Genomic DNA, 22830 nt, shown 5'->3' with positions numbered 1-22830 from the left:
GAGGCACACGCACCATGTACGCCTCCACTGTCAGAGGTCTGCTGGTCCGCGGCATGCTCGCGGGCCTGATCGCCGGACTGTTCGCCTTCGCTGTCGCCTACGTCGTCGGTGAGCCGCCGGTTCGGGGTTCCATCGCCGTCGAAGAGGCCACGGCCGCCAAGGAAGCCGCCCCCGCCGCCCCCGCCGCCGGTCACGCCGGTCACGGCGCGGCCGCTGCGCCCGCCGAGGAGGAGGAAGAGCTCGTCAGCCGGCCGGTCCAGTCCACCGTCGGCCTGGCCACCGGTGTCCTGGTCTACGGGGTCGCGCTCGGCGGCATCGCCTCCCTCGCGTTCTCCTTCGTCCTTGGCCGTGTCGGCGGGTTCAGCCCGCGGGGCACCGCCGCACTGACGGCCGCCGGTGCCTTCACCACCGTCTATTTCGTACCGTTCCTGAAGTACCCGGCCAGCCCGCCGGCCGTCGGGAACCCGGACACCATTGGGCAGCGCACGACGCTGTTCTTCCTGATGATCCTGCTCAGCGTCCTGCTCGGCGTCGGCGCGATCATCCTGGGCAGGCGCCTGGCACCGCGCCTGGGTAATTGGAACGCGACCCTCACCGCGGGTGCGGGTTTCGTCGTCGCCGCGGCGCTGGCCTTCCTGGTGCTCCCGGACAACACCGACGCGGTCAAGCCCGAGTTCCCGGCAGCCCTGCTGTGGGAGTTCCGGGTCGCGTCGGTGACCGTCCAGGTCGTGATGTGGGTGGTGTTCGGGATCGTCTTCGGCGTCCTCGCCCAGCGGCTCCTGGCCCAGCGCACCGATCCCGCCGGTGCGCAGGCGACGGCTGCTCAGCCGGATCCGGTTCTCGGCTGATCGAGGGAACCTGCAGCCAGCCCAGAGCCCTGTCTCCCCGCACATGCGGGGAGACAGGGCTCTGGCCATTGCTGCCCGATCCTCAGACCGGCTGGGGGAGCGGGCGCTGATCCGGACCGTTGTAGATGCCCAGGGGGCGGATCAGTGCGTTGTGCGCGAGCTGTTCGGTGATGTGGGCGGTCCACCCGGTGACCCTGCTCATGACGAACAGCGGAGTGAACATGGGTACGTCGAAGCCCATCAGGTGGTAGGCGAGTGCGGCGGGGTAGTCCAGGTTCGGGTGGATGCCCTTGCGGCCGATCATCGCGTGGCGCAGGGCCGCGTGGAGTGCGGTGAGCCGGGTTACCTCCGGGCTCGCGGCCCGGGCGACGAGCCGGTCGGTGGCCTCCTGCATGATCGGAACGCGGGAGTCGCCGTGCTTGTAGACCCGGTGACCGAAGCCCATGATCTTGCGCTTGTCCGCCAGGGCCCGGTCCAGCCAGTCAGCGGCCTGCTCGGGGCCGCCGATCTCCCGCAACATATGCATGACCGCTTCGTTGGCGCCGCCGTGCAGGGGGCCCTTCAGCGCGCCGATCGCCGCCGTGACCGCGCTGTAGAGGTCGGAGAGGGTGGAGGTGACAACGCGGGCGGTGAAGGTCGAGGCGTTGAAGCTGTGTTCGGCGTAGAGGATCATCGAGATCTCGAAACAGCGGACCACCTCGGGGGCCGGGACCGCGCCGAAGCACATGTGGAAGAAGTTCTCCGCGTATCCGAGCTCCGGGTCCGGCTGGATGGGATCTTCCCCGAGCCGTCGCCGGTGGTCCGCGGCGACGACCACCGGCAGTTTGGCGAGCAGGCCCAGCGACTTGGTCAGATGTCCGGCGGCGCCCTCCTCGTCCTCGGTGGGGTCCTCCGCGCCGAAGAAGCTGACAGCGGTGCGGAGCACGTCCATGGGGTGGCAGGTCCGGGGCAGGCCGGCCAGCAGTTCGGCCGTGGTGCGGTCGAGCGGGCGCAGGGCCCGCTCCCGGGCCCGGAACCGCTCCAGCTCTCCGGCGTCCGGCAGCTCTCCGTGCCACAGCAGGTACGCGACCTCCTCGAAGGAGCGGTGCGCGGCCAGCTCCTGCACCGGATAGCCGCGATACGTCAGGGAGTTGGTTGCCTCGATCACCGTGGAGATCGCGGTGGTGTCGACGACGACACCGGCGAGGCCACGGTGGATCTCAGGGGTGGTGGCGGTCATGGCTCACTCCGGTGGGGTCAGGTGCCGGGCGGCAGGGTGAAGTCGAAGACGCTTCCGTCGAAGGCGGTGTACGCCTCGTAGTCGAGGACCTCGTACAGGCGGGAGCGGGTCTGCATGCGGGGGAGGAGGGACTCCTGGGTCCCCTCCTGCGCGATCGTGCGCAAGCCCTCCTCGACCGCGCCCATGGCGAGGCGGAAGAGGGTCACGGGGTAGATGACGAGGTTGTAGCCGAGGTCCTCGAGGGCGCGGGCAGGCAGCAGCGGGCCCTTGCCGAACTCGGTCATGTTGGCCAGCAGCGGTACGTCGACGGCCTTGCGGAAGGCCTCGAACTCGACCTCGCTGCCCAGAGCTTCTGGGAAGATCGCGTCCGCTCCGGCGTCCACGTACGCCTTGGCGCGGTCGATCGCCGCCTCCAGACCTTCGACGGAGCGGGCGTCGGTGCGTGCCATGAGGAGGAAGTCGGGATCGCGTCGGGCGTCGACGGCTGCCCGTACCCGACGCCGCATCGCATCGAGGGGGATGAGCGCCTTGCCGTCGAGGTGGCCGCAGCGCTTCGGATTGACCTGGTCCTCCAGGTGGAGGCCGGCCAGGCCCGCGTCCTCCATGAGCTGGACGGTGCGGGCGACGTTCAACGGTTCGCCGAAGCCGGTGTCGGCGTCGACGAGGGCGGGCAGGTCGGTGGTCCGGGTGATCTGCTGGGCGCGGGCCGCGACCTCGGTCGAGGTCGTCAGGCCGATGTCGGGCAGCCCCAGGTCGGCGGCGAGTACCGCTCCGGAGAGGTAGACGCCGTCGAAGCCGGCCTCTTGGATGAGGCGGGCCGAGTACGGGTTGATCGCGCCGGGCATGCGCAGCAGCCGCCCCGAGGAGAGCTGTTTCCTGAAACTCCGGCGCCTGGCGGCGGGTGTGGTGTGGGTGTGGAGCATCAGAACAGTCCCTTCGGGAGCGCCCCGTCGTACGCGGCGGTCCGGCCCGTGTCGAGCGTGGGGAACAGGTCCGCGAGCCCGTCGGTGTCCAACTTCGCGAGCCGGCCGGCGGCGTCGAGGAAGCGGTCCTGGGCGCCGGCCGTGACAATGCCTTCGGTCAGGGTGCGGAACTTGCCGGTGTAGGCGGCTCGGTCGAAGGGTCGCGCGCCGGCCGGGTGCGCGTCGGCGACACCCAGCTCGTCCTCGATGACGCTGCCGTCGTCGAGGGTGACGACCAGGCGTCCGCCGAAGGCCCGGCGCTCCGGGTCGGGGTGGTGGTAGCGGCGGGTCCACTCGGGGTCCTCGACGGTGGAGATCCTCTTCCACAGCTCGACGGTCGCGGGCCGCTGGGCGCGCTCGGGGGCGTAGGACCGCTCGTGGTGCCAAGTGCCGTCCTCCAGAGCGACGGCGAGGATGTACGGGATGGAGTGGTCGAGGGTTTCGCGGCTGGCCGTCGGGTCGTATTTCTGGGGGTCGCCGGAGCCGGAGCCGATCACGTGGTGGGTGTGGTGGCTGGTGTGCAGGACGGCCTCGCGGATTGCGGTGGTCGGGCCGGTCTTCTCGCGCATCCGGCGGGCGAGGTCGATGATCGCCTGCGCCTGGTACTCGGCGGAGTATTCCTTGGTGTAGGTGTCGAGGATCGCCCGCCGGGATTCTCCGGGGGCGGGTAGTGACACGGTGTAGGCGGCCTGCGGTCCGTTCAGCATCCGGGCGAGGAAGCCGTCCTCCCCCTCGTAGATGGGGGAGGGGGAGCCTTCGCCGCGCATTGCACGGTCGACGGCCTCGATCGCGGCCTTTCCGGCGAAGGCCGGGGCGTAGGCCTTCCAGCTGGAGATCTCTCCCTTGCGGGACTGCCGGGTGGCCGTTGTGGTGTGCACCGCCTGCTGGACAGCCTGGTAGACCGTCGCCGTGTCGAGGTCCAGCATCGCCCCGAGCCCGCAGGCGGTGGCGGCACTCAGGTGGGCCACGTGGTCGATGCGGTGCTCGTGCAGGCAGATGCCGCGGACCAGGGCGACGTGGACCTCGTAGGCGGCGATGATGCCGCGCAGGAGGTCGGCGCCCGAGCGGCCGGTGTGCTGGGCAACGGCCAGCAGGGGCGGGATGTTGTCGCCCGGGTGGGAGTAGTCGGCGGCCAGGAAGGTGTCGTGGAAATCGAGCTCGCGCACGGCCGTGCCGTTGGCCCAGGCCGCCCATTCGGGGGAGACCCGTACCTCCGGCGGCAGCCCGAAGACGGAGGCTCCGGGTGCTGCCCGGTGGGGTACGGCCTGGGCCCGGGCCACCGCGACCGGGCGGCGCAGCAGGGAGGCCACGGCCACGGAGGCGTTGTCCACGATCCGGTTCACCGCCATGTCGGCGGCCTGAGGGTCGAGGGAGGCGGCCGGCTTGGTGCCGGTGGCCGCCTCGGCCAGCTTCCAGGCGAGCTGCCGCTCGCGCGGAAGGCGGTCGGCGCTGGGATGGACGCGTACCTCGTGCTCGATCACGGAACTCCTCGGGTGCGGAAAGCGAAGGTTTCGATGCCTCAGCTTTCCCCGCATCCGGAGCCGATGCGACAGCTCCAACCTGCGGAATCAGTACCGTCGAATCCTGCGAATCTGCGAATCTTGCGAAAGGGGCGAGTGCTACCTTCGCAAGAGAGGAACGGGTGGAAGGAACGCTGTCGCCACATGGGACGTACGGCCGGACGCAAGATCTACGCCCACGCGAAACTGCGCAGGCTGCGCCGTGAGCGGGGCATGAACCAGGTGGAGCTGGCCCATGCCCTGGACCTGTCCACCAGCTACCTGAATCAGATCGAGCACAGCCAGCGGCCTCTCACCGCCCCTGTCCTGCTGAAGATCGCCGAGGTGTTCGGGGTCGACCCCGAATTCTTCTCCGAAGCCGACGAGGAACGCCTCACCACCGATCTGCGCGCCGCCCTCGCGGACGAAGCCGGCGGGGTCTCGGTGGCCTCCGAGGAGATCGCGGACATGGCCCGGGACCACCCGGACATCGCGAAGGCCCTCGTCGCGCTCCACCACCGCTACCGCGACGCGGCCGAGCAGGTCGCCGCCCTGGCCCCGCCGGGGGACTCGACGGTCGTGGTGCGCGCCGAACCGCACGACGAAGTAAGGGACTTCTTCTACGCCCACCACAACCATTTCGACGCACTCGACACCGAAGCGGAAGCCGTCGCATCGACCCTGGGCGGCGGCTCCGTGTCCCGCACGGCGGACCGCCTCGCCGAAGTTCTCGCCACCCGGCACGGAGTGACCCTCTACGACGGCGCTCCGGACTGGTCCTCGGACGCCCGCCGCTTCGATCGCGAACGCGGCCTGCTGTTCCTGTCACCCTGGCTGACCGACGCACAACGTGCCTTCCAGCTCGCCACCCAACTGGCACTGCTGGCGCACGGGCCGCTGCTCGACTCCCTGGTGGCCGACACCGAGTTCGATTCTGACGCATCTTCCGGACTGGCCAGGGTCGGACTGGCGAACTACTTCGCGGGCGCCCTCTTGATGCCCTACGGGGCCTTCCGGGCGGCGGCCGAGGAACTGCGCTACGACATCGAGCTCCTCCAGGCCCGCTTCGGGGTCGGCTTCGAGACGGTCTGCCATCGGCTGAGCACCCTGCAACGCACCGGACAGCGCGGAGTTCCGTTCTCGTTCCTGCGCGCCGACCGGGCCGGAAACATCTCCAAGAGACAGTCCGCGACCGACTTCCACTTCTCCCGCCTCGGCGGCACCTGCCCCCTGTGGACGGTCTACGAGGCGTTCTCCGCTCCGGGCCGGATCCTGACCCAGGTGGCGGAGATGCCCGACGGCAAGAAGTACTTCTGGATCGCCCGCACCGTGACCCGCGGAGGCTACGGACATCGCGCCCGCCGGGCCGAGTTCGCCGTTGCGTTGGGCTGCGAGCTCCGCCACGCGTCCCGGCTCGTCTACGCCGAAGGCCTCGCGGTGACGGATCAGGCGGCCGCGACCCCGATCGGGCTCGGCTGCCGGATCTGCGAGCGCCGCGACTGTGCCCAGCGGGCCAGGCCGCCGGCCGGGGGCCGCCTCGCGGTCGACCCCGACCGGCAGACGTACGTTCCCTACCCGGTGTTCAAAAGCGGGTGATCCGGCGCCCCGGATGGTCTTACTTCCTGCCCAGCACCTCCGCGTACGCGGTGAGCTCGCCTTCCTGGTCCCAAGTCAAGTGCCGGATATCCCAGATCAGCGAGGCGGTGTCGACCACCTCGGGCGCCGGTTCGCGATGCTCGCCGGACGGGCGGATTCCGGTCAGGTGGGCCAGCACGGCGACCCGGATGCCGAGTGTTGCCGCGAAGCCGTCGAGCATCTCCGCATCGAGTTCCTTGGCACCTCGTCCCACCGCGCCGATGGTCGAGGCCGCCTTGCACACACCGGACATCAGGCACATCGCCTTGGCCGCCCCCGACCAGTTCAGGTTGCGGAGCGCGAGCATCCGCAGGAGGAGCGAGCCGAAGCCCGGTGGATACTGCTCGTACGGGCGGGGCTGCCGAGGCGTGAGCGTGCCCGCCGGCGCGGTCATGGAGCGTGCACGGGTGCGCAGCAGCTGCCTGCCGGACGGGGGCAAGGCAAGGGAACGCGACACCAGGGAACTGGAGGCGCTGGCCGTCTCGTCGAAGAGCCATGCGGTCGCGGGTACGGGTAGGTCCGCGACGAGCAGCAGGTCGTGGGTGTGCAGCCCGGTCCGTTGCGCGAGGTCGTCAAGGAACTGATCGGTCGGTGGACATGCGGGCGGGAGACCGACCGCTTCCGCGAGGCGCGCCAGTCGTACGTCGGGTTCGGGATATGTCGAGGGTTCCATGACCACCACGGCTGGTAGGGGCTTCGGGGCGTGTCCGCGCTGCCTGGGTCGACCCCAGGTGCGTCAGCTGCGGGGGGACGAGGGGGCGCCCATGACGGGGTACGGGACGAACGTGCTGCTGTTCTCGTCCACGGCGAGGGCACGCCCGAGCGGGGGGACCGCCCGCTGCGGGCAGTCGAGGCGCTCGCAGAGACGACAGCCCATGCCGATCGGGGTCGCGGCCGCCGTGTTGTCGAGGTCGAGCCCGTCGGCGTACACGAGCCGCGAGGCGTGTCGGATCTCGCAGCCGAGGCCGATCGCGAAGGTCTTGCCGGGCTCGCCCCAGCCGCCGCGGTGGCGGGTGACGGCGCGGGCGGTCCACAGGTACCGCTGTCCGTCGGGCATGGCGGCGACCTGGACGTGGATGCGGCCGGGGGCGCTGAAGGCCTCGTAGACGTTCCAGAGCGGGCAGGTGCCGCCCGCGCGGGAGAAGTGGAACCCTGTGGCTGATTGCCGCTTGGACATGTTCCCGGCCCGGTCGACCCGGACGAAGGAGAAGGGGACCCCGCGCAGCCTGGGGCGTTGCATGGTGCTGAGGCGGTGGCAGACGGTTTCGTAGCCGATGCCGAAGTGGTCGGTCAGGCGCTCGATGTCGTAGCGGAACTCCTCGGTGGCCGTGTGGAACGCGGTGTACGGGAGAATCAGCGCGGCGGCGAAGTAGTTGGCGATGCCGATCCGGGCCAAGGGGCGTGCCTCGGATCCGGCCGGGAAGTCCTCGGCGGCCAGCCGGTCGAGCTCGTCTCCGTATTCGAGGAGGGCGAGCTGGGTGGCCATCCGGAAGGCCTGCTGGCCGGGGCGGAGCCTGCTCGACAGGTGCAGGGCGCGGCCCTCGGCGTCGTAGTGGTGCAGCCTGTCGGAGTCCGCGGTGATCCTCACCCCGTGCCGGTCGGTGAGGCGGTGCGTCAGGGCGCGGATGACGTCCCCGGGGCGGATGCCGATCTCGCGGGCCAGGTCCTCGGCGGCGAGGTCGGTGTCGTGGAGGTAGTTCTGCCGCCGGTAGAAGAACTCGCGGATCTCCTCGTGGGGAGAGCGCGGCGCCTCCGCCGGACCCCCACGGCCTTCGGCCGCGTCGGCGAGCCGCTCCGCCAGGAGCTGGCCGCGTCGCCCGAGGTCCAGCAGGACGGCGGCGACCGCGGGCATCCGGGTGGCCAGCTCGGCCAGGTCGGAGGAAGAGACACGGGCTTCGGCGACCTCCTTGGCCAGAGCCTCGCGAAGGTCGGCCACCATGCGGCTGGTGTCGCGCTCCGAGAAGAACCCCGGGTCCACCCCGAAGGCCTCGGTGAGGCGCAGCAGCACCGGAACGGTGAGCGGGCGGGAGTCGTGTTCCATCTGGTTCAGGTAGCTGGGCGAGATGCCCAGAACCCTGGCCAGGTCGGCCTGCGTCATGCGCCGCTCTTCACGCAGCCGCCGCAGCCGTGCTCCCGCGTAGGTCTTGCTCACCGGACTCCTCCACCGTCGGACGGGTCCCGTCAGCATACGGCGACCTGTACCCATCGGTAACCTTCGCAAGGTTGGCAATTTCAGCCTCGAAGATTCGCAAACCTTGGCAGCCGTCCCTCCTTGATGGCACCCAGTGCCAATGCCAGAGTCAGTCCTGCGGCCAGCCGGAACCGGTGGCCGGGAAGGACCTCAGAACTTCGATTCATGCCCTAATTTCGATGCTCTGGCGCGTCCGCTCCTGGCGGATCGGCAGCATTGCTCAGCTCCAGCCCACGGGCGGGTTCGGCGGCCGCACCTTCTTCACTAGGCACAGAGTGCCAATGCGTGGATCCCTACCGGGGGCATTGGCAAGACAAGCGACGACGGAAACGGTGACGGTCATGGCAGAGGCGAACAAGGCGGCGGCCGAGCAGCTCAAGCAGCGCTGGGCGGACGACCCGCGGTGGGCGGGCATCGAGCGGACGTACTCCGCCGAGGACGTGGTCCGCCTGTCGGGCAGCGTCCGCGAGGAACACACCCTGGCCCGGCGCGGCGCCGAGCGCCTGTGGCGACAGCTCCACGAGCAGGACTACATCCACGCGCTCGGCGCCCTCACCGGCGGCCAGGCCGTCCAGCAGGTCCGAGCGGGCCTTCAGGCGATCTACCTGTCCGGCTGGCAGGTCGCCGCCGACGCCAACCAGGCCGGACACACCTACCCGGACCAGAGCCTGTACCCGGTCAACTCCGTCCCGCAGGTAGTGCGTCGGATCAACAACGCCCTGCTGCGCGCCGACCAGATCGCCACCGCCGAGGGCGGCACCGACACGACGGACTGGCTCGCGCCGATCGTCGCCGACGCCGAAGCCGGCTTCGGCGGACCGCTCAACGCCTTCGAACTCACCAAGGCGATGATCGCGGCCGGCGCCGCGGGCATCCACTACGAGGACCAGCTGGCCTCCGAGAAGAAGTGCGGCCACCTCGGCGGCAAGGTCCTCGTGCCGACCTCGCAGCACATCCGCACCCTGAACGCGGCCCGCCTGGCCGCCGACATCGCGGACACCCCGACCCTGATCATCGCCCGTACCGACGCCCTCGCCGCCACACTGCTGACCAGCGACGTCGACGAGCGCGACGCCGAGTTCTGCACCGGCGAGCGCACCGCCGAGGGCTTCTACCACGTACGCAACGGAATGGCACCGGTCATCGCCCGCGGCCTGGCCTACGCCCCGTACGCCGACCTCATCTGGGTCGAGACTGGCACCCCGGACCTGGCCCAGGCCCGCGAGTTCGCCGAGGCGATCCACGCGCAGTACCCGGACCAGATGCTGGCCTACAACTGCTCGCCGTCCTTCAACTGGAAGGCCGCCCTGGACGACGACCAGATCGCCAAGTTCCAGCGTGAGCTCGGCGCCATGGGCTACCGCTTCCAGTTCATCACCCTCGCCGGTTTCCACTCCCTCAACCACGGCATGTTCGACCTCGCCCGCGGCTACGCCGAGCACGGCATGACCGCGTACGTGGACCTCCAGGAGCGGGAGTTCGCCGCCCAGGCGCAGGGCTTCACGGCCGTCAAGCACCAGCGCGAGGTCGGCACCGGCTACTTCGACCTGGTCTCCACCGCGGTCAACCCCGCCTCCTCCACCACGGCGCTCGCCGGTTCCACCGAGGAAGAGCAGTTCCACTAGAACCTCCGCTCTTCGTCCAACCGGGTACAGCCCGGCGCTCTGCCGCTCACCGTCCGACGGCGCCCGAGGGGGTTCTCCTCGGGCGCCCGCCGCCCACCGCTGAGGAGAAGAACCTCATGTCACGCACGCCCCTGATCAGCAGCGTCCGGGTTCTCGGCGCGCCGGCTGAGCGCCACGAGGAGATCCTGACTCCCGAGGCCCTGGAGTTCATCAGCCGGCTCGACGCCGCCTTCGCGGACCGCCGCCTGGAAATCCTCAAGGAACGCCGACGCCGCTCTGCCCACCTGGCCTCCGGGACGCCGCTGGACTTCTCCCGCGCCACGGCCGCTGTCCGCACCGACACCGACTGGCGCGTGGCCCCGCCGGCCCCCGGCCTGACCGACCGCCGAGTGGAGATCACCGGCCCGCCGGAGCGCCGTATGGCGATCAACGCGCTGAACTCCGGGGCCAAGGTCTGGATGGCCGACTTCGAGGACGCCACCGCACCCACCTGGAACAACGTCATCGGCGGCCAGCTCAACCTGCTCGACGCCATCGAGCGGCGCATCGACTTCACGACTCCCGAGGGCAAGGAGTACCACCTCGGCGCGGACCTCGCGACCATCATGGTCCGCCCGCGCGGCTGGCACCTGACCGAGGAGCACCTGGAGATCGACGGCCGGCCCGTGTCCGCCTCGCTCGTGGACTTCGGTCTGTACTTCTTCCACTGCGCGCAGCGGCAGATCGACGCCGGCCACGGCCCGTACTTCTACCTCCCGAAGCTGGAGAACCGTACCGAGGCCCGCCTGTGGAACGACATCTTCGTGTTCGCCCAGGACCTCCTCGGAATCCCCCGCGGCACGGTCCGCGCCACCGTCCTGATCGAGACGATCACCGCCGCGTTCGAGATGGAGGAGATCCTCTACGAACTGCGCGAGCACAGCGCCGGGTTGAACGCGGGCCGCTGGGACTATCTCTTCAGCCTCATCAAGACCTTCGGCCACCGCACCGACTTCCAGCTCCCCGATCGGGCCTCGGTCACCATGACCGCCCCGTTCATGCGCGCGTACACCGAACTCCTTGTCCGTACCTGCCACCGCCGAGGTGCGCACGCCATCGGCGGCATGGCCGCCCACGTTCCCAGCAAGGACCCGGACGTGAACGCCGCCGCGTTCGCGAAGGTCCGGCTCGACAAGGAACGGGAGGCCGAGGACGGCTTCGACGGCTCCTGGGTCGCCCACCCCGGCCTCGTCCCCCTCTGCCGCGAGGTCTTCGACGGCGTCCTCGGGGACCGGCCGAACCAGCTGGAACGCACTCGGGAGGACGTCGAGGTCACGGCCGCCGACCTGCTGTCCGTCCGCAGGATCGCGGCCCCGCCGACCTCCGAGGGCATCCGCTCCAACGTGGCCGTGGCCCTGCGTTACTTCGACGCCTGGCTGCGCGGCAGGGGCGCCGTGGCCCTGAACGGCCTGATGGAGGACGCGGCCACCGCCGAGATCGCCCGCGTCCAGATCTGGCAGTGGCTGCGCCACGACCGGGTGGACCGGGGCGCCGTCGTCGATCTCCTCGACGCCGAATGCGCGGCCCTGGAGGCCGAGGACCCGCAGGCACTTACCCTCGAAGCCCGGGAGGTCTTCGTGGACTCGGCACTGTCGATGCAGCTCCCGCCGTTCTTCACGCCCGCCGCCTACACCCGTCACCTGGTCCGCCGCATTCCCGCGCAGGTGAACGCGTGAACGCCCTCCCGCAGCCTGCCGGCATCCGGCGAGTCGGTGTCGTCGGCGGCGGCCAGATGGGCGCGGGCATCGCCGAGGTGTGCGCCCGAGCCGGCCTCGACACCGTCGTGGCCGAAGCGGACGCCACCGCCGCCCGAGCGGCCGGTCAACGCGTGGCCGTTTCCCTGGAGCGAGCGGTGCAGCGCGGCAAGCTCGACCGCTTCTCCGCCGAGGACGCCCTGGCCCGCCTCGTCTTCACCGGCGACCTGGAGGATCTTGGTGACCGGCAGCTCGTCATCGAGGCCGTCACCGAGAACCCCGAAGCCAAAACGGAGATATTCACGGCCCTCGACAAGATCGTCGCGGATCCGGAGGCCATCCTCGCCACGAACACCTCGGCCATCCCGATCATGCGGCTGGGCATGGCCACCGGCCGCGCCGACCGGGTCGTGGGCCTACATTTCTTCAACCCCGTTCCCGTCCTGCCGCTGGTCGAGGTCGTCTCGTCCCTCCACACGTCGGCGGATACCCTCTCGGCAGTCGAGACGTTCGCCCGTGATGCTCTAGGGAAGACCACGGTCCGGTCCCAGGACCGGGCGGGCTTCGTCGTCAACGCGCTGCTGGTCCCGTACCTGCTCTCCGCCATCCGCATGGCCGAATCCGGGTTCGCGAGCGCCGCCGACGTGGACGCCGGCATGGAGCTGGGCTGCGCTCACCCCATGGGCCCCCTCAAGCTCGCCGACCTGATCGGCCTCGACACCGTGGTCGCGATCGCGGAGTCGCTGTACGAGGAATTCAAGGAACCCCTGTACGCCCCGCCCCCGCTGCTCCAGCGGATGGTGCAGGCGGGGCTGCTGGGGCGCAAGAGCGGCCGAGGGTTCCACACATACGGCCGGGTCTGAGGGACCCGGCACGGCTCCGGAGCTGAGGGTGCACCGGAGGTACGCGGGAACGGTGGGGGTGCGGCGAGTGGTGTCGTCGCGCTCTCACCGTTCTTCGTTCCATCAAATCGCGAAGCGAGGCGCTGCGGGACGGGGCAGCAGCCCTGACGGTCACGGCTGGGCTGCTGCACCCGGGCCCGCCTACGGGCGGACGGGGGCGACGCGGGGCTGCGGGTTCGTGCTCGCGGTCTTGTTCAGGGAGAACGACCAGCCTTCGAAGCTGCCGAGCGCAGGCTTGCGTGCCGAAGCGCCGGACGTGCTGTAGGTCCAGTTGCCGCCGTTGGGGGCGTGCCAGTACGACCAGTAGGCGGAGGCCGGAGGCGTGTTCACACACGCCTCGGTGGCGGCGGTGGGCTTGCCCTCGATGCGGCAGATGAAGGCCTCGCCCCAACGCTGGGTGCCGGCGATCGAGAAGCCGGCGTTCTTGAGGGCTGCGAGCCCCGTGGCCTGGTCGCCAGGGGCACAACGGGTGATGGTCGATCCGCCGAGCTCCTGGAAGTCGACGACGACCGTGACGCCGTTGCCGTTCGGGCAGTAACCGGCAGTTCCCAGACCGGTCAGCGCCGTTGCTTCCGGAGCGGTGGCCACGTTGACCGCGCCCAGTCCCAGGACCATGGCGATGGACAGCACGGCGGCGCGCATCGCGCGTACGGCATGCCGATACGTCATTCTCATAAGGGTTCTTCTCTCTCGTTCGAGGCCGCTCAGTCGGTGATACGGCCAAGGACACACAGGCTCCGGCGGGTACGCCGGGCTTGGATTGGGTCAAGGTGACCGGCGCCTCCAAGGCGGTCCGGCGCAGGGTGGCCGACACAACGCGGCCGATAACGGCGGCCACGGACGGAGAGCCGGCCTTCAACAGCCCAGGCACGAGCAGGGATACGGCGACCAGCGGGAGGCTTGAGCCGGGGCCGCAGACCAGGCCGGCACCACCGATCGACCACGGTGACGCCATTGCCTTCTGAGCAGTGGCCCGGGGTGCCCTTGTCGCGCTCGACCGAGTATGAGATCCGCGTGGAGCCATACGGATCTCGGCGGAGCCGAAGGCCAGAGTGAGCGCCCCGGACCGGAAACTGTGTCAGCGCGGCGCCTTGAGCGTCACGCGTGTGACCCCCGCTTGCGCTTGGCAGTGCGGAGCGCGGTGTAGCCGCCCGCGGTCAGTGCAACTGCCGTGCCCCCGAGGAGCAGGGCGTTGCTGCCGGTGCTGGCCAGAGGGCCGCTCCCGCCACTGGCGGCGGAGCCGTTCGGCACCGTGCCTGTCGTGGAGGCCGGGCCGGCGGATCCGCCCGCGGACGGGGTGCCGCTCGGGGTGGGGGAGGCGCCGCCGCTCGCAGTGCCGGACGGGCTTCCGCTCGGGGTTCCGGAGGGACTCTTCGAGGGGTCAACCGACGGCTTGCCGCTGGGGCTCTTGGAGGGGTCCCCCGACGGCTTGCCGCTCGGGTCGGGGCTCGGCTTCTGGTCGGTGAGGCCGATCTTCGCGAGCGGGACCTGTGCCAGCGCCAGCAGAGCCTGCGGGGTGGACCGGCGCCACTGGTCGCGCCCGAATTCCGGGATGCCGTCGGCTTTGGCCCCGTCCAGTGCTTCGTCGTTGTAGGCGATGGCACCGATCTCTGCCGACGCTGCGCCCGCGTTGGCCGCGCTGATCTGGCGAGCCTTGATCCAGGAAGCAGCCTTGTCCGCGGCCTCCTGGTGGCCCGTGGCCGCCAGTGCCTGGCCTCCCAGGCCCGTGCTGTTCGCGTTGGGGAAGGCAGTGGGGCCGGACCCGATCAGCGAACCGTCGGCCTGCTGAACCTTGGCCAGCCAGTCACCGCCCTTCTTCGCCGCCGAGGCGGCGCCTTCGACACCATCGTCCGCCGCCGCGAGCAGAGCTTGCACGGCCATGGCCGTCGAATCGGGGTCGAGTATCGCGTCGGCACCCTGGGCATCGCAGTTCCCGGTCACCTTCGTGCTGCCGAAGGCGTACGGGTAGAGGCGGAAGCCGCCGGCGGCGCACTGCTGGTCCATCAGGAAGTCGACGGTGCTCTGCGGCACGTCCCCGCTGCGTGCGAGACCGAGGACGGCCAGGGACTGGCCGAACGTGTTGCTGCTGTCCTCGCCAGAGGTGATCTTGTCCTTCACCCGGCCCTTCTCCGCACCCGAGCCGGGCCCTGCGATCAGGTCGAGGGTTTCCTGGCGCAGGTCGTACTTGCCGAACTTGGTGGGGTCCTCCCCGGCAGCCACGGCCGCGTACAGGAGCTTGGCGGTGGCGCCCGACACCCGCTGGCCGGGTTCGCCCCAGGCGTCGTTGCTGTTGTAGTCGCGTACGTGCGTCTTGAGGTTCGCGACGACTTCCGCGGCGGCCTTCTCGTCCGCCCCTGTGGCCTTGAGGGCGATAAGGGTGTCAATGGTCAGGCCCCAGTCGGACTGCCCGGGGGAGAAGCCGGGTATCCCGCCGTTCTCGAGCTCGCCGGCCTGCCAGCGGGCAGCGGCCGTGGCGGTGTCCGGCTGGGGTGCTGCGGCCGCGCTGGGCGTGAGGGTGATCAGGCAGGCGGCGAGGAACGAGCCCCCGGCGCCGAGAGCGGCGCCAATCTTGACCGGTGGTCTGACGCCGAGCATGGCGCAGATCCCTTCGAGAAGAGGCCGGCAACAGGCTCCCGGAGGGCTGTCGCAGGAGGAAACCCTGCCGTGCATTCGGAAACGAATGGGGCAGGGTCCAGGGCAGTTGCCGGGCTTCGTGCTGCAGACCATGACAGTGGGAAGCGGTACACCTACGCAATGGGTGATCCGACTCGTGACAGATGATTTTCTGCCACTTACGGTTGCAGGTCAGTGCCGGATTCACACCGGCTTTCCCCAATTGATAGGCATTCAGTTGTCGTTCCACCTGCGAGTGGAACGACCGCATGCTACGTACTTTTGCGCCACCGCCGCCACCCTTGTCAGGTGCGGTACGCGCCACACGCGCCCGGCTGGACCTGGGGCTGTTCAGCGGGCCGCAGCGATCGCGCGAGCGACCCTGACCGCGTCCGCCGTCGCACGGGCGTCGTGGACCCTGACGGCCCAAGCTCCCTGATAGGCGGCGATCGCGGAGAGCGCGGCAGTGGCGGCGTCCCGCCCGTGTGCGGGTGGCGGTGTGCCGTCCGCGTTCGCCAAGACGTGTCCGAGGAATCTCTTCCGGGAGCCCGCGACCAGTACGGGACGGCCCAGCGAGCACACCTCGGCCAGGCCGGCGACCAGACTGAGGTCGTGCTCAGCTCGTTTGGCGAAGCCCAGCCCCGGGTCGACCACCAGCCGCTCCAGAGGGATGCCGGCGGAAACCACAGCCTCGACACGGGCTCCGAGTTCCGTGACAACCTCCCGCACCACATCCTCGTACACCGCGCGGCTGTTCATGTCGTGGCTGAACCCCCGCCAGTGCATGACCACGAAGGGCACGCAGCCGGCTGCCACGGCCGGGACCATGGCGGGGTCTGCCAGGCCCCCACTGACGTCGTTGACAAGGACAGCGCCGGCGTCGATTGCCCGTGCGGCGACAGAAGCGCGCATGGTGTCGACGGACACCAGGACACCTTCGGCCGTCAGGTCCCGAACGACCGGGATGACGCGCCGCAACTCCTCCTCCTCGTCGACGCGGGAGGCCCCGGGGCGCGTCGACTCGCCACCGACGTCGACCAGATCGGCGCCTTCAGCCGCGAGATCCAGACCGTGCTTGACCGCGGTTGCCGTGTCGAACCAGTAACCGCCGTCGGAGAACGAATCAGGGGTCACGTTCACCACGCCCATGACCGCGCACCGGTCCCAGTTCGGCAAACCCGCGACGACGCTTTCCTCAAGGCTGCTCGCGCGCGATGTACCCGTCCGGGCGCTGAACGAACTCATGACGACACCGCCGCGTGGCGGACCAGGTGGCGGCGGTACGCCTCGGGGGTGAAGAAGGCCGGCAACTCACGCGTCGAGATCGACCGTTCGAGGACCTCACGAGCCTCGGAAACCAGTGCGCCGGGCTGTTCTCGGGTCAGGGTGGCGGACTCGTTGTCGATCAGACCGCGCAGTTCCTCCTGGGAGATCAGGCGATGCCGAGTCCACTGCCAGATCCGGGCTCGGGCGATCTCGGCCGTGGCCGTGTCCTCCAGCAGCCCGTCCAGAGCGACGGCCCCCTGTCCGCGTAGCCAGGCATCGAAGTACCGCAGTGCAACAGACACGTTCGACCGAACCTGTTCCCTCGACGGAGGCAGGGTGGAGCGGCGTACGGACAGCAGATCGGCCGCGCTCACCTCCACGTCGCCGAGCGCGCGGTGAATCTGGTGCGGGCGGTCGGCGAGGACTCGATCGAAGACCTTGCGGCAGACGGGTACAAGGGCGGGGTGGGCGATCCAGGCCCCGTCGAAACCGTCTGCGGCCTCCCGTTCCTTGTCGAGGCTCACCTTGGCCAGCACGGCCTGGTCGGCCGCGGGGGCCCTGTCGGGTACGTGGGCGGCGACACCGCCGATCGCGTGGGCGCCGCGCCGGTGGCAGGTGCGGACGAGGAGTTCGGTGTACGCCCTCATGAACGGAGCGGTCATGGCGATCTCGGTGCGATCCGGTAGGAGGAAGCGAGGGTGGTGGCCGAAGGTCTTGATGAAGCTGAAGAGGTAGTCCCAGCGACCGGCGTTCAGGCCGGCGCTGTGCTCGCGCAGTTCGTAGAGGATCTCCTCCATCTCGAACGCGGCCGTGACCGTCTCGATGACGGCGGTGGCTCGGATCGTGCCGCGCGGGATGCCGAGGAGGTCCTGGGCAAGGAGGAACACGTCGTTCCACAGTCGCGCCTCGTACCGGTTCTCCAGCTTGGGGAGGTAGAAGTACGGGCCGGAGCCGCTGTCGATCCGGTGCTGAGCGCAGTGGAAGAAGTAGAGGCCGAAGTCGACCAGGGACGCCGACAGGAACCGGCCTTCGACCGCCAGGTGTTCCTCTTCCAGGTGCCAGCCACGCGGGCGGACCATGATGGCCGGCAAGTCCGTACCGATGCGGTACGCCTTGCCCTCCGGGGTGGTGAAGTCTATGCGCCGCCGACACACGTCGAGCAGGGTCAACTGGCCTCCGACGATGTTCTCCCAGAGGGGGGAGGTGGCGTCCTCCAAGTCGGCCATCCACACCTGGGCGCCGGAGTTGAGCGCGTTGACGGCCATGCGGGGCGTGGGAGGGCTGGTGATCTCCACACGGCGATCGGTCAGGTCGTCAGCCGGAGGTGCGACCCGCCAGTTGGGAGCGTCTCGGACGCCCGAGGTGGCACGAGGGAAGCCCAGCGGAGATCCCGAGGCAAGGCGGTCCGAACGGTGGAGGCGTGCCGTGAGGATCTCGCGGCGGCGGTCCGCGAACGCGGCGTCGAGCCGCGCCAGGAATTCCAGCGCCTCCGGAGTGAGGATCTCGCTATGGCGATGGCCCGCAGGGCCGAGGACTTCGACGCGGCGGGTCGGTACGTGGGTGGACATGCTGACTGTCTCCAAATGTGACCGCTTTCGCGGGACCCCGGGGCCGAGGATGCTGTAGCTCAGTGCCTACGCCGTCGGGAAGAACGGCGGTGGGGAGCCCCGACAACGCGGCTGGCGTGATGCAGGAGTTCGGGTGCCGAGGCGAGCAGGACTGCAACAGGGGGCGCGGCACTTCCGGCCGAGTGATGATGTCCGGCAATGTCGTCTGCTTCGAGTGCGGCGAGCAGCGCCGAAAGGAACTCGGTCGTGTCCCTCAGCGTGTCGCGCACGACGCGCAGCCGGGCCCCCAGCCCGCCCACCTGACTGCGCATGGTCATGAGACCGGCGTATTCCTTGGGGGTCAGGGCCACCATGGGCTGCCCGTCGACCATGATGTGCCGGGGGTTCCGCTTCGCCACCTGAGACCTTCCCGTCTGCCGGGCCCGCGTCGCTCCTGTCTGGTTGTGGCCGGTCTGGGCCGGACGCCTCGGCGTCCGGCCCAGACCATGTGCATCAGCCGTTCTCGACTGCCAGCTCCGCCCTGACCTCGCGGGCGGCGGCGACGAGGTTCTCCAGGGAGGCACGAGTCTCGGGCCAACCGCGGGTCTTGAGACCGCAGTCGGGGTTGACCCACAGCCGCTCCGCCGGGATGGCGTCCAGCCCCTTGCGCAGGAGCCCGGCGGCTTCGTCGGTGCTCGGGACGCGCGGGGAGTGGATGTCCCAGACGCCGGGTCCGGCCTCACGGGGGTAACCGTGCTCGGCCAGCTCGTCCGCGACCTGCATGTGGGAGCGGGCGGCCTCCAGGCTGATGACGTCGGCGTCGAGGTCGTCGATGGCCTGGACGATGTCGCCGAACTCCGCGTAGCACATGTGGGTGTGGATCTGGGTGTCCGGCCGGACGCCGCTGGTGGTGAGCCGGAAGGACTCGGTCGCCCAGGCGAGGTACTCGGCGTGGTCGGCGGCCCGCAGCGGCAGCGTCTCGCGCAGTGCCGGCTCGTCGACCTGGATCACCGAAGTCCCGGCCGCTTCCAGATCGCCGACCTCGTCGCGCAGTGCGAGCGCCACTTGGCGGGCGGTGTCGCCGAGCGGCTGGTCGTCGCGTACGAAGGACCAGGCGAGCATGGTGACAGGGCCGGTCAGCATGCCCTTGACCGGCTTGGAGGTCTGCGATTGGGCGTACGTGGTCCAGCGCACGGTCATCGGCTCCGGGCGGGAGATGTCCCCGGCCAGGACCGGCGGCCGGACGTAGCGGGTGCCGTACGACTGCACCCAGCCGTGCTGGGTCGCCACGTAGCCCGTCAACTGCTCGGCGAAGTACTGCACCATGTCGTTGCGCTCGGGCTCGCCGTGCACCAGGACGTCGATGCCGGTCTTCTCCTGGAACGAGATCACCTCGCGGATCTCGTTCTCGATCCGCTCCTCGTACCCGGCCGCGTCGGTCCGGCCGGCCCGCAGGTCGGCGCGGGCCACGCGCAGTTCGTCGGTCTGCGGGAACGAGCCGATGGTGGTGGTCGGCAGCAACGGCAGGCCCAAGTGGGCGCGTTGTGCGACAGTCCGCTGCGCGTAGGGCTGGGAGCGCCGTCCGTCCGCATCGGTGACGGCCGCGGTGCGGGCGCGGACAGCCGGGTCGTGGGTGATGGCGGAATGGGCGCGCGAGGCGAGGTCGGCACGGTTCGCAGCCAGCTCCGCAGCGATCACGTCGGTGCCCTGGGCGAGACCGCGGGCGAGGGTGGTGATCTCGGTGGTCTTCTGGCGGGCGAAGGCGAGCCAGCGCCGGATCTGCGGATCGATGTCCCGCTCGGCACTCGCGTCGAGCGGTACGTGCAGCAGGGAGCAGGAGGCGGCGACGTCGACCTGGTCGGCGAGGCCGAGGAGGGTGCCGAGAGTGGTCAGGGACTTCTGGTAGTCGTTGATCCAGATGTTCCGGCCGTTGACGACGCCCGCGACCAGGCGCTTGCCCGGCAGCCCGCCGACGGAGGCGAGGGCGTCCAGGTTCGCGGCGGCGGAGTCGGTGAAATCGACGGCGAGACCCTCTACCGGGGCGGCGGCGAGGACCTGGAGAGCCTCGCCGAGTCGGCCGAAGTAGGAGGCCACGAGCACCTTGGGCCGCTCCGTCAGCGCACCGAGCTCGCGGTAGGCACGGGCGGCGGCGTTCAGGTCAGCCGGGGTGCGGTCCTGGACCAGGGCGGGCTCGTCCAGCTGCACCCACTCGGCGCCCGCGGCGCGCAGCTCGGCCAGGACCCGGGCGTAGACGGGCAGGAGCCGGTCGAGCAGCGTGATCGGCTGGAAGTCGGCGGCCACGCCCGGGGCGGGCTTGGCCAGCAGCAGGTACGTGATGGGGCCGACGAGGACCGGGCGCGCGGTGTGGCCGAGCGCGACGGCCTCCTTCAGCTCGGCGACCTGCTTGGTGGAATCGGCGGTGAAGACAGTGTCCGGGCCGAGCTCGGGGACCAGGTAGTGGTAGTTCGTGTCGAACCACTTGGTCATCTCCAGCGGCGCCACGTCCTGGGTGCCGCGGGCCATCGCGAAGTAGCCGTCGAGCGCGTCGGCGGCGACCGCCGTCCGGTGCCGCTCGGGGACAGCGCCGACCATCACACTGGTGTCGAGTACGTGGTCGTAGTACGAGAAGTCACCGGTCGGCACCTCGTGGATACCGGCGTCGGTCAGCTGCTGCCAGTTCGAACGGCGCAGGTCGGAGGCGGTCTGCCGGAGGGCGTCGGCTGTGACGCGGCCCTTCCAGTAGCCCTCGATCGCCTTCTTCAGTTCGCGGTTCTGTCCTTGGCGGGGGTAGCCGTACACGGTGGCTCGTGCTGCCGCGGCTGCGGGCTTCGCTGTCACGGAACTCTCCTTCGCGAGATGTGTCCAGAACATCCCGGACGACGGGACGCGGACGCGAAGGGACGACAGAACGCGCGGACCACGCCGCGGGAGGGAACACCGCACGTGCCGCTCGCTGTGTACGCCGACCCGCCCACGAGGTCACCGGGATGTCCGCATGCGGCATACGTCCGCGTGCGGGCAACGGGCAGGTCTTCGGACTCGCGGGCACGCCTGCCGGTCTCCCGGCGGGCACCTACTGGCCGTCGCTTCCCAGGACCGTTGTCCGGTCCCAGTGCGTATGACGGCGGTCGTTCCCGCTCACCGCTGCGGGGCAGTCCCGGATTCCCACCGGGTTCCCTCTTACGACGCATCCCGCCTGGCGGACGGGGCGAACCAGCTGCCCGGCCAGAGTAGGGTGCCCGATCGCTCAGCGACGAGTAGTGTCCACGATTCGGACACTGGAATGAGATACCTGTCGGGTGTGGTGGCTGGGGATCGGTGTTGTGAGACCACCGGGATCGGGAGGTGGTGCGCTGATGTGGTTGCCGTCGACCAGGTCGTGAGGTGGCCGCCGAACGCCACCGTGATCGCGGGCGCTGCCACCAGTAGTGGACCGAGATGGATGTGCGGCGGAGCCAGAACATCCACTACGCACACGGTGGCGATCAGCCCGAGCGGAATCATCAGCAGCGCGGGCGCATGCCCTGGCTGCCAGAAACGCCGGACGTCCAGCCATGCGTGAAGGGTCATGACTCAAGCCTTCCATCCTGGCCGGACATGGCCGCCACCTCGGCGCCTGCCGCTTCGGCTTTCAGCCCGAGCCGCAGGTGGACCAGCGTGACCAAGGGTGCGCCGATCAACACAGCGGCAACCGCGATCCGCCTGACTGGCATCACTCCTCCTCAGCGGCGTCGTGATCGCGCAGGGACCAGACCACCAGGCAGCCTCGGGAACTGATATCGCTCCCAAGGTGGTTAGTGCGCCTAAAGCTGGCGGAAATATCCCTCGACCTGCGGGTGTTACCCGTCGGCAAAGGCGACATGGGGGTGTTGAGTCTGAAGCTGTTCTACACGAAGGGCGGAGTGGCCGAGGTCACGCCGAGCTTGGCCGAAGCTGAGGCTGATGTGCAGAGCCTGGTCGAGGGGGCGATGGAGGCGATGCTCGGAGTGCGATTCCTTGCCTCCGAGTACAGCACCGGACCCGCGCACGGTGGACGCATCGACTCGCTGGGGCTCGACGAGAACGGTGCTCCGGTGATCGTCGAGTACAAGCGTGCGACCGACCCAGGGGTCATCAACCAGGGCCTTTTCTATATGGCGTGGCTGGTGGACCACCGGACTGAGTTCCAGGCGCTGGTGCGCGAGCGCCTCGGGACGACCGCAGCTTCGCAGGTGTTGTGGAGCACGCCCCGGTTGATCTGCATCGCCGGCGACTTCACCCGCTACGACCTTCATGCGGTGCGCGAGCACAGCCGCTCGATCGATCTGGTCCGCTATCGCCTATACGGCGAACACCACATCGCGCTCGAGACGGTTGCCGCTTCGGTGCTTGGCCGGACCAAAGCGCCCACGCGTATCCGTCGTGTCGGTGCTGCCGGCACCCTGCCCGCCCAGCGGGCCCCTCAGGCAGTCGCCTACCTGGCGTCGGCGGTGGACGCGCTGCTGCTGGGGCTGGGGGACGACGTCAAGAAGGTCAGGCGCCAGCAGTACGACGCCTACCAGAGGCTCCGGAACTTCGCCTGCGTGACGCCACGACAGGACAAGCTCCTCGTGTACCTCAAGGCCACTCCTGCGGCCGTCGACCTCGTGCCGGGCTTCACCAGGGACGTGACCGGAGTGGGGCACCACGGCACCGGCGACCTAGAGGTCCGGCTGCGCTCCGAGGAGGACGTCGAGCGAGCGGTGGAGCTGTTCCGGCTGTCCTACGCGGCGGCGTAGGAGTCGTCGACTGGACGCCGAGATCGTTCCGGG

The 22830-nt window shown here is 69.8% G+C and carries 17 protein-coding genes, 1 pseudogene and 2 riboswitches; of the genes and pseudogenes, 6 read left to right on the top strand and 12 right to left on the bottom strand.

The window, feature by feature from the left end:
• Positions 1-14 precede the first annotated feature (14 nt).
• Positions 15-848: a CbtA family protein gene (locus tag AB0469_RS06035; RefSeq protein WP_366450118.1), complete on the top strand. Its 834-nt coding sequence runs from the start codon at positions 15-17 to the stop codon at positions 846-848.
• Between the two features lie 82 nt (positions 849-930).
• On the opposite strand, the gene AB0469_RS06030 is transcribed toward AB0469_RS06035, so the two are convergent.
• Genes AB0469_RS06030 through AB0469_RS06020 form a run of 3 tightly spaced genes read right to left on the bottom strand, consistent with a single transcriptional unit; the run spans position 931 to position 4510 of the window.
• Entirely contained in the window at positions 931-2067 is a 1137-nt protein-coding gene (locus AB0469_RS06030; protein WP_366450117.1) for a bifunctional 2-methylcitrate synthase/citrate synthase, read from the bottom strand.
• A 17-nt stretch (positions 2068-2084) separates the two neighbouring features.
• Positions 2085-2990 (bottom strand): methylisocitrate lyase, encoded by a 906-nt coding sequence (prpB, locus tag AB0469_RS06025; RefSeq protein WP_366450116.1) that lies wholly within the window; start codon positions 2988-2990, stop codon positions 2085-2087.
• Positions 2990-4510: an MmgE/PrpD family protein gene (locus tag AB0469_RS06020; protein ID WP_366450115.1), complete on the bottom strand. Its 1521-nt coding sequence runs from the start codon at positions 4508-4510 to the stop codon at positions 2990-2992. The genes prpB and AB0469_RS06020 overlap by 1 nt, the downstream gene beginning before the upstream one ends.
• Positions 4511-4693: 183 nt before the next feature.
• On the opposite strand from AB0469_RS06020, the gene AB0469_RS06015 reads away from it, so the two are divergent.
• Positions 4694-6124, top strand: coding sequence for a short-chain fatty acyl-CoA regulator family protein (locus AB0469_RS06015; protein ID WP_366450114.1), 1431 nt, complete (start codon positions 4694-4696; stop codon positions 6122-6124).
• Between the two features lie 19 nt (positions 6125-6143).
• Here AB0469_RS06015 and AB0469_RS06010 read toward each other — a convergent pair whose 3' ends face one another.
• Positions 6144-6845, bottom strand: coding sequence for a hypothetical protein (locus tag AB0469_RS06010; protein WP_366450113.1), 702 nt, complete (start codon positions 6843-6845; stop codon positions 6144-6146).
• 54 nt (positions 6846-6899) lie between these two features.
• Entirely contained in the window at positions 6900-8315 is a 1416-nt protein-coding gene (locus tag AB0469_RS06005; RefSeq protein ID WP_366450111.1) for a short-chain fatty acyl-CoA regulator family protein, read from the bottom strand.
• Between the two features lie 380 nt (positions 8316-8695).
• Between AB0469_RS06005 and aceA the strand changes: the two genes are divergently transcribed.
• The 3 genes from aceA (at position 8696) to AB0469_RS05990 (ending at position 12575) form a co-directional block, all read left to right on the top strand.
• Positions 8696-9979 carry an isocitrate lyase gene (gene aceA, locus AB0469_RS06000; protein ID WP_125638903.1) on the top strand — a complete coding sequence of 428 codons (1284 nt, stop codon included), beginning with the start codon at positions 8696-8698 and terminating at the stop codon, positions 9977-9979.
• Between the two features lie 116 nt (positions 9980-10095).
• Positions 10096-11694, top strand: a complete 1599-nt coding sequence (gene aceB, locus AB0469_RS05995) for a malate synthase A (RefSeq protein ID WP_366450110.1) — start codon at positions 10096-10098, stop codon at positions 11692-11694.
• Positions 11691-12575 carry a 3-hydroxybutyryl-CoA dehydrogenase gene (locus AB0469_RS05990; RefSeq protein WP_366450109.1) on the top strand — a complete coding sequence of 295 codons (885 nt, stop codon included), beginning with the start codon at positions 11691-11693 and terminating at the stop codon, positions 12573-12575. The genes aceB (AB0469_RS05995) and AB0469_RS05990 overlap by 4 nt, the downstream gene beginning before the upstream one ends.
• A gap of 180 nt (positions 12576-12755) precedes the next feature.
• Here AB0469_RS05990 and AB0469_RS05985 read toward each other — a convergent pair whose 3' ends face one another.
• The 7 genes and pseudogenes from AB0469_RS05985 to AB0469_RS05955 all read right to left on the bottom strand — a co-directional run.
• Complete coding sequence (locus tag AB0469_RS05985; protein ID WP_366450108.1) at positions 12756-13283, bottom strand: flagellar hook-length control protein FliK; 528 nt, start codon at positions 13281-13283, stop codon at positions 12756-12758.
• 429 nt (positions 13284-13712) lie between these two features.
• Positions 13713-15209 carry a hypothetical protein gene (locus tag AB0469_RS05980; protein ID WP_366450107.1) on the bottom strand — a complete coding sequence of 499 codons (1497 nt, stop codon included), beginning with the start codon at positions 15207-15209 and terminating at the stop codon, positions 13713-13715.
• A gap of 140 nt (positions 15210-15349) precedes the next feature.
• A riboswitch (cobalamin riboswitch) is annotated at positions 15350-15497 on the bottom strand.
• Between the two features lie 81 nt (positions 15498-15578).
• On the bottom strand, positions 15579-16376 hold the full coding sequence (gene folP, locus AB0469_RS05975) for a dihydropteroate synthase (protein WP_366450241.1): 798 nt from the start codon (positions 16374-16376) through the stop codon (positions 15579-15581).
• Between the two features lie 92 nt (positions 16377-16468).
• Positions 16469-18061, bottom strand: coding sequence for a malate synthase A (gene aceB, locus AB0469_RS05970; RefSeq protein ID WP_366450106.1), 1593 nt, complete (start codon positions 18059-18061; stop codon positions 16469-16471).
• Between the two features lie 59 nt (positions 18062-18120).
• A complete protein-coding gene (locus AB0469_RS05965; RefSeq protein WP_366450105.1) occupies positions 18121-18459 on the bottom strand; it encodes a hypothetical protein in 339 nt (112 codons plus the stop codon).
• 94 nt (positions 18460-18553) lie between these two features.
• Positions 18554-20878 (bottom strand): 5-methyltetrahydropteroyltriglutamate--homocysteine S-methyltransferase, encoded by a 2325-nt coding sequence (metE, locus tag AB0469_RS05960; RefSeq protein WP_366450104.1) that lies wholly within the window; start codon positions 20876-20878, stop codon positions 18554-18556.
• Positions 20879-21046: 168 nt separating this feature from the next.
• Positions 21047-21273: riboswitch (cobalamin riboswitch) on the bottom strand.
• 154 nt (positions 21274-21427) lie between these two features.
• Positions 21428-21610: pseudogene (locus tag AB0469_RS05955) on the bottom strand (serine/threonine-protein phosphatase); the annotation flags it as partial.
• A gap of 290 nt (positions 21611-21900) precedes the next feature.
• On the opposite strand from AB0469_RS05955, the gene AB0469_RS05950 reads away from it, so the two are divergent.
• The gene (locus AB0469_RS05950) at positions 21901-22797 is read left to right on the top strand and encodes a DUF5655 domain-containing protein (protein ID WP_366450240.1); all 897 of its coding nucleotides are present in this window, start codon (positions 21901-21903) and stop codon (positions 22795-22797) included.
• Positions 22798-22830 lie beyond the last annotated feature (33 nt).

The sequence above is a fragment of the Streptomyces sp. NPDC093801 genome, assembly GCF_040701585.1.
In the GTDB taxonomy this organism is placed as follows: domain Bacteria; phylum Actinomycetota; class Actinomycetes; order Streptomycetales; family Streptomycetaceae; genus Streptomyces.
This window is presented reverse-complemented; position numbering and strand designations above follow the sequence as displayed.

Coding starts and splice junctions, on each gene's coding strand:
- AB0469_RS06035 (WP_366450118.1), top strand. CDS start 15: ATGTACGCCTCCACTGTCAGAGGTCTGCTGGTCCGCGGCATGCTCGCG.
- AB0469_RS06030 (WP_366450117.1), bottom strand. CDS start 2,067: ATGACCGCCACCACCCCTGAGATCCACCGTGGCCTCGCCGGTGTCGTC.
- prpB (WP_366450116.1), bottom strand. CDS start 2,990: ATGCTCCACACCCACACCACACCCGCCGCCAGGCGCCGGAGTTTCAGG.
- AB0469_RS06015 (WP_366450114.1), top strand. CDS start 4,694: ATGGGACGTACGGCCGGACGCAAGATCTACGCCCACGCGAAACTGCGC.
- aceA (WP_125638903.1), top strand. CDS start 8,696: ATGGCAGAGGCGAACAAGGCGGCGGCCGAGCAGCTCAAGCAGCGCTGG.
- aceB (WP_366450110.1), top strand. CDS start 10,096: ATGTCACGCACGCCCCTGATCAGCAGCGTCCGGGTTCTCGGCGCGCCG.
- AB0469_RS05985 (WP_366450108.1), bottom strand. CDS start 13,283: ATGACGTATCGGCATGCCGTACGCGCGATGCGCGCCGCCGTGCTGTCC.
- AB0469_RS05980 (WP_366450107.1), bottom strand. CDS start 15,209: ATGCTCGGCGTCAGACCACCGGTCAAGATTGGCGCCGCTCTCGGCGCC.
- folP (WP_366450241.1), bottom strand. CDS start 16,376: ATGGGCGTGGTGAACGTGACCCCTGATTCGTTCTCCGACGGCGGTTAC.
- aceB (WP_366450106.1), bottom strand. CDS start 18,061: ATGTCCACCCACGTACCGACCCGCCGCGTCGAAGTCCTCGGCCCTGCG.
- AB0469_RS05950 (WP_366450240.1), top strand. CDS start 21,901: ATGGGGGTGTTGAGTCTGAAGCTGTTCTACACGAAGGGCGGAGTGGCC.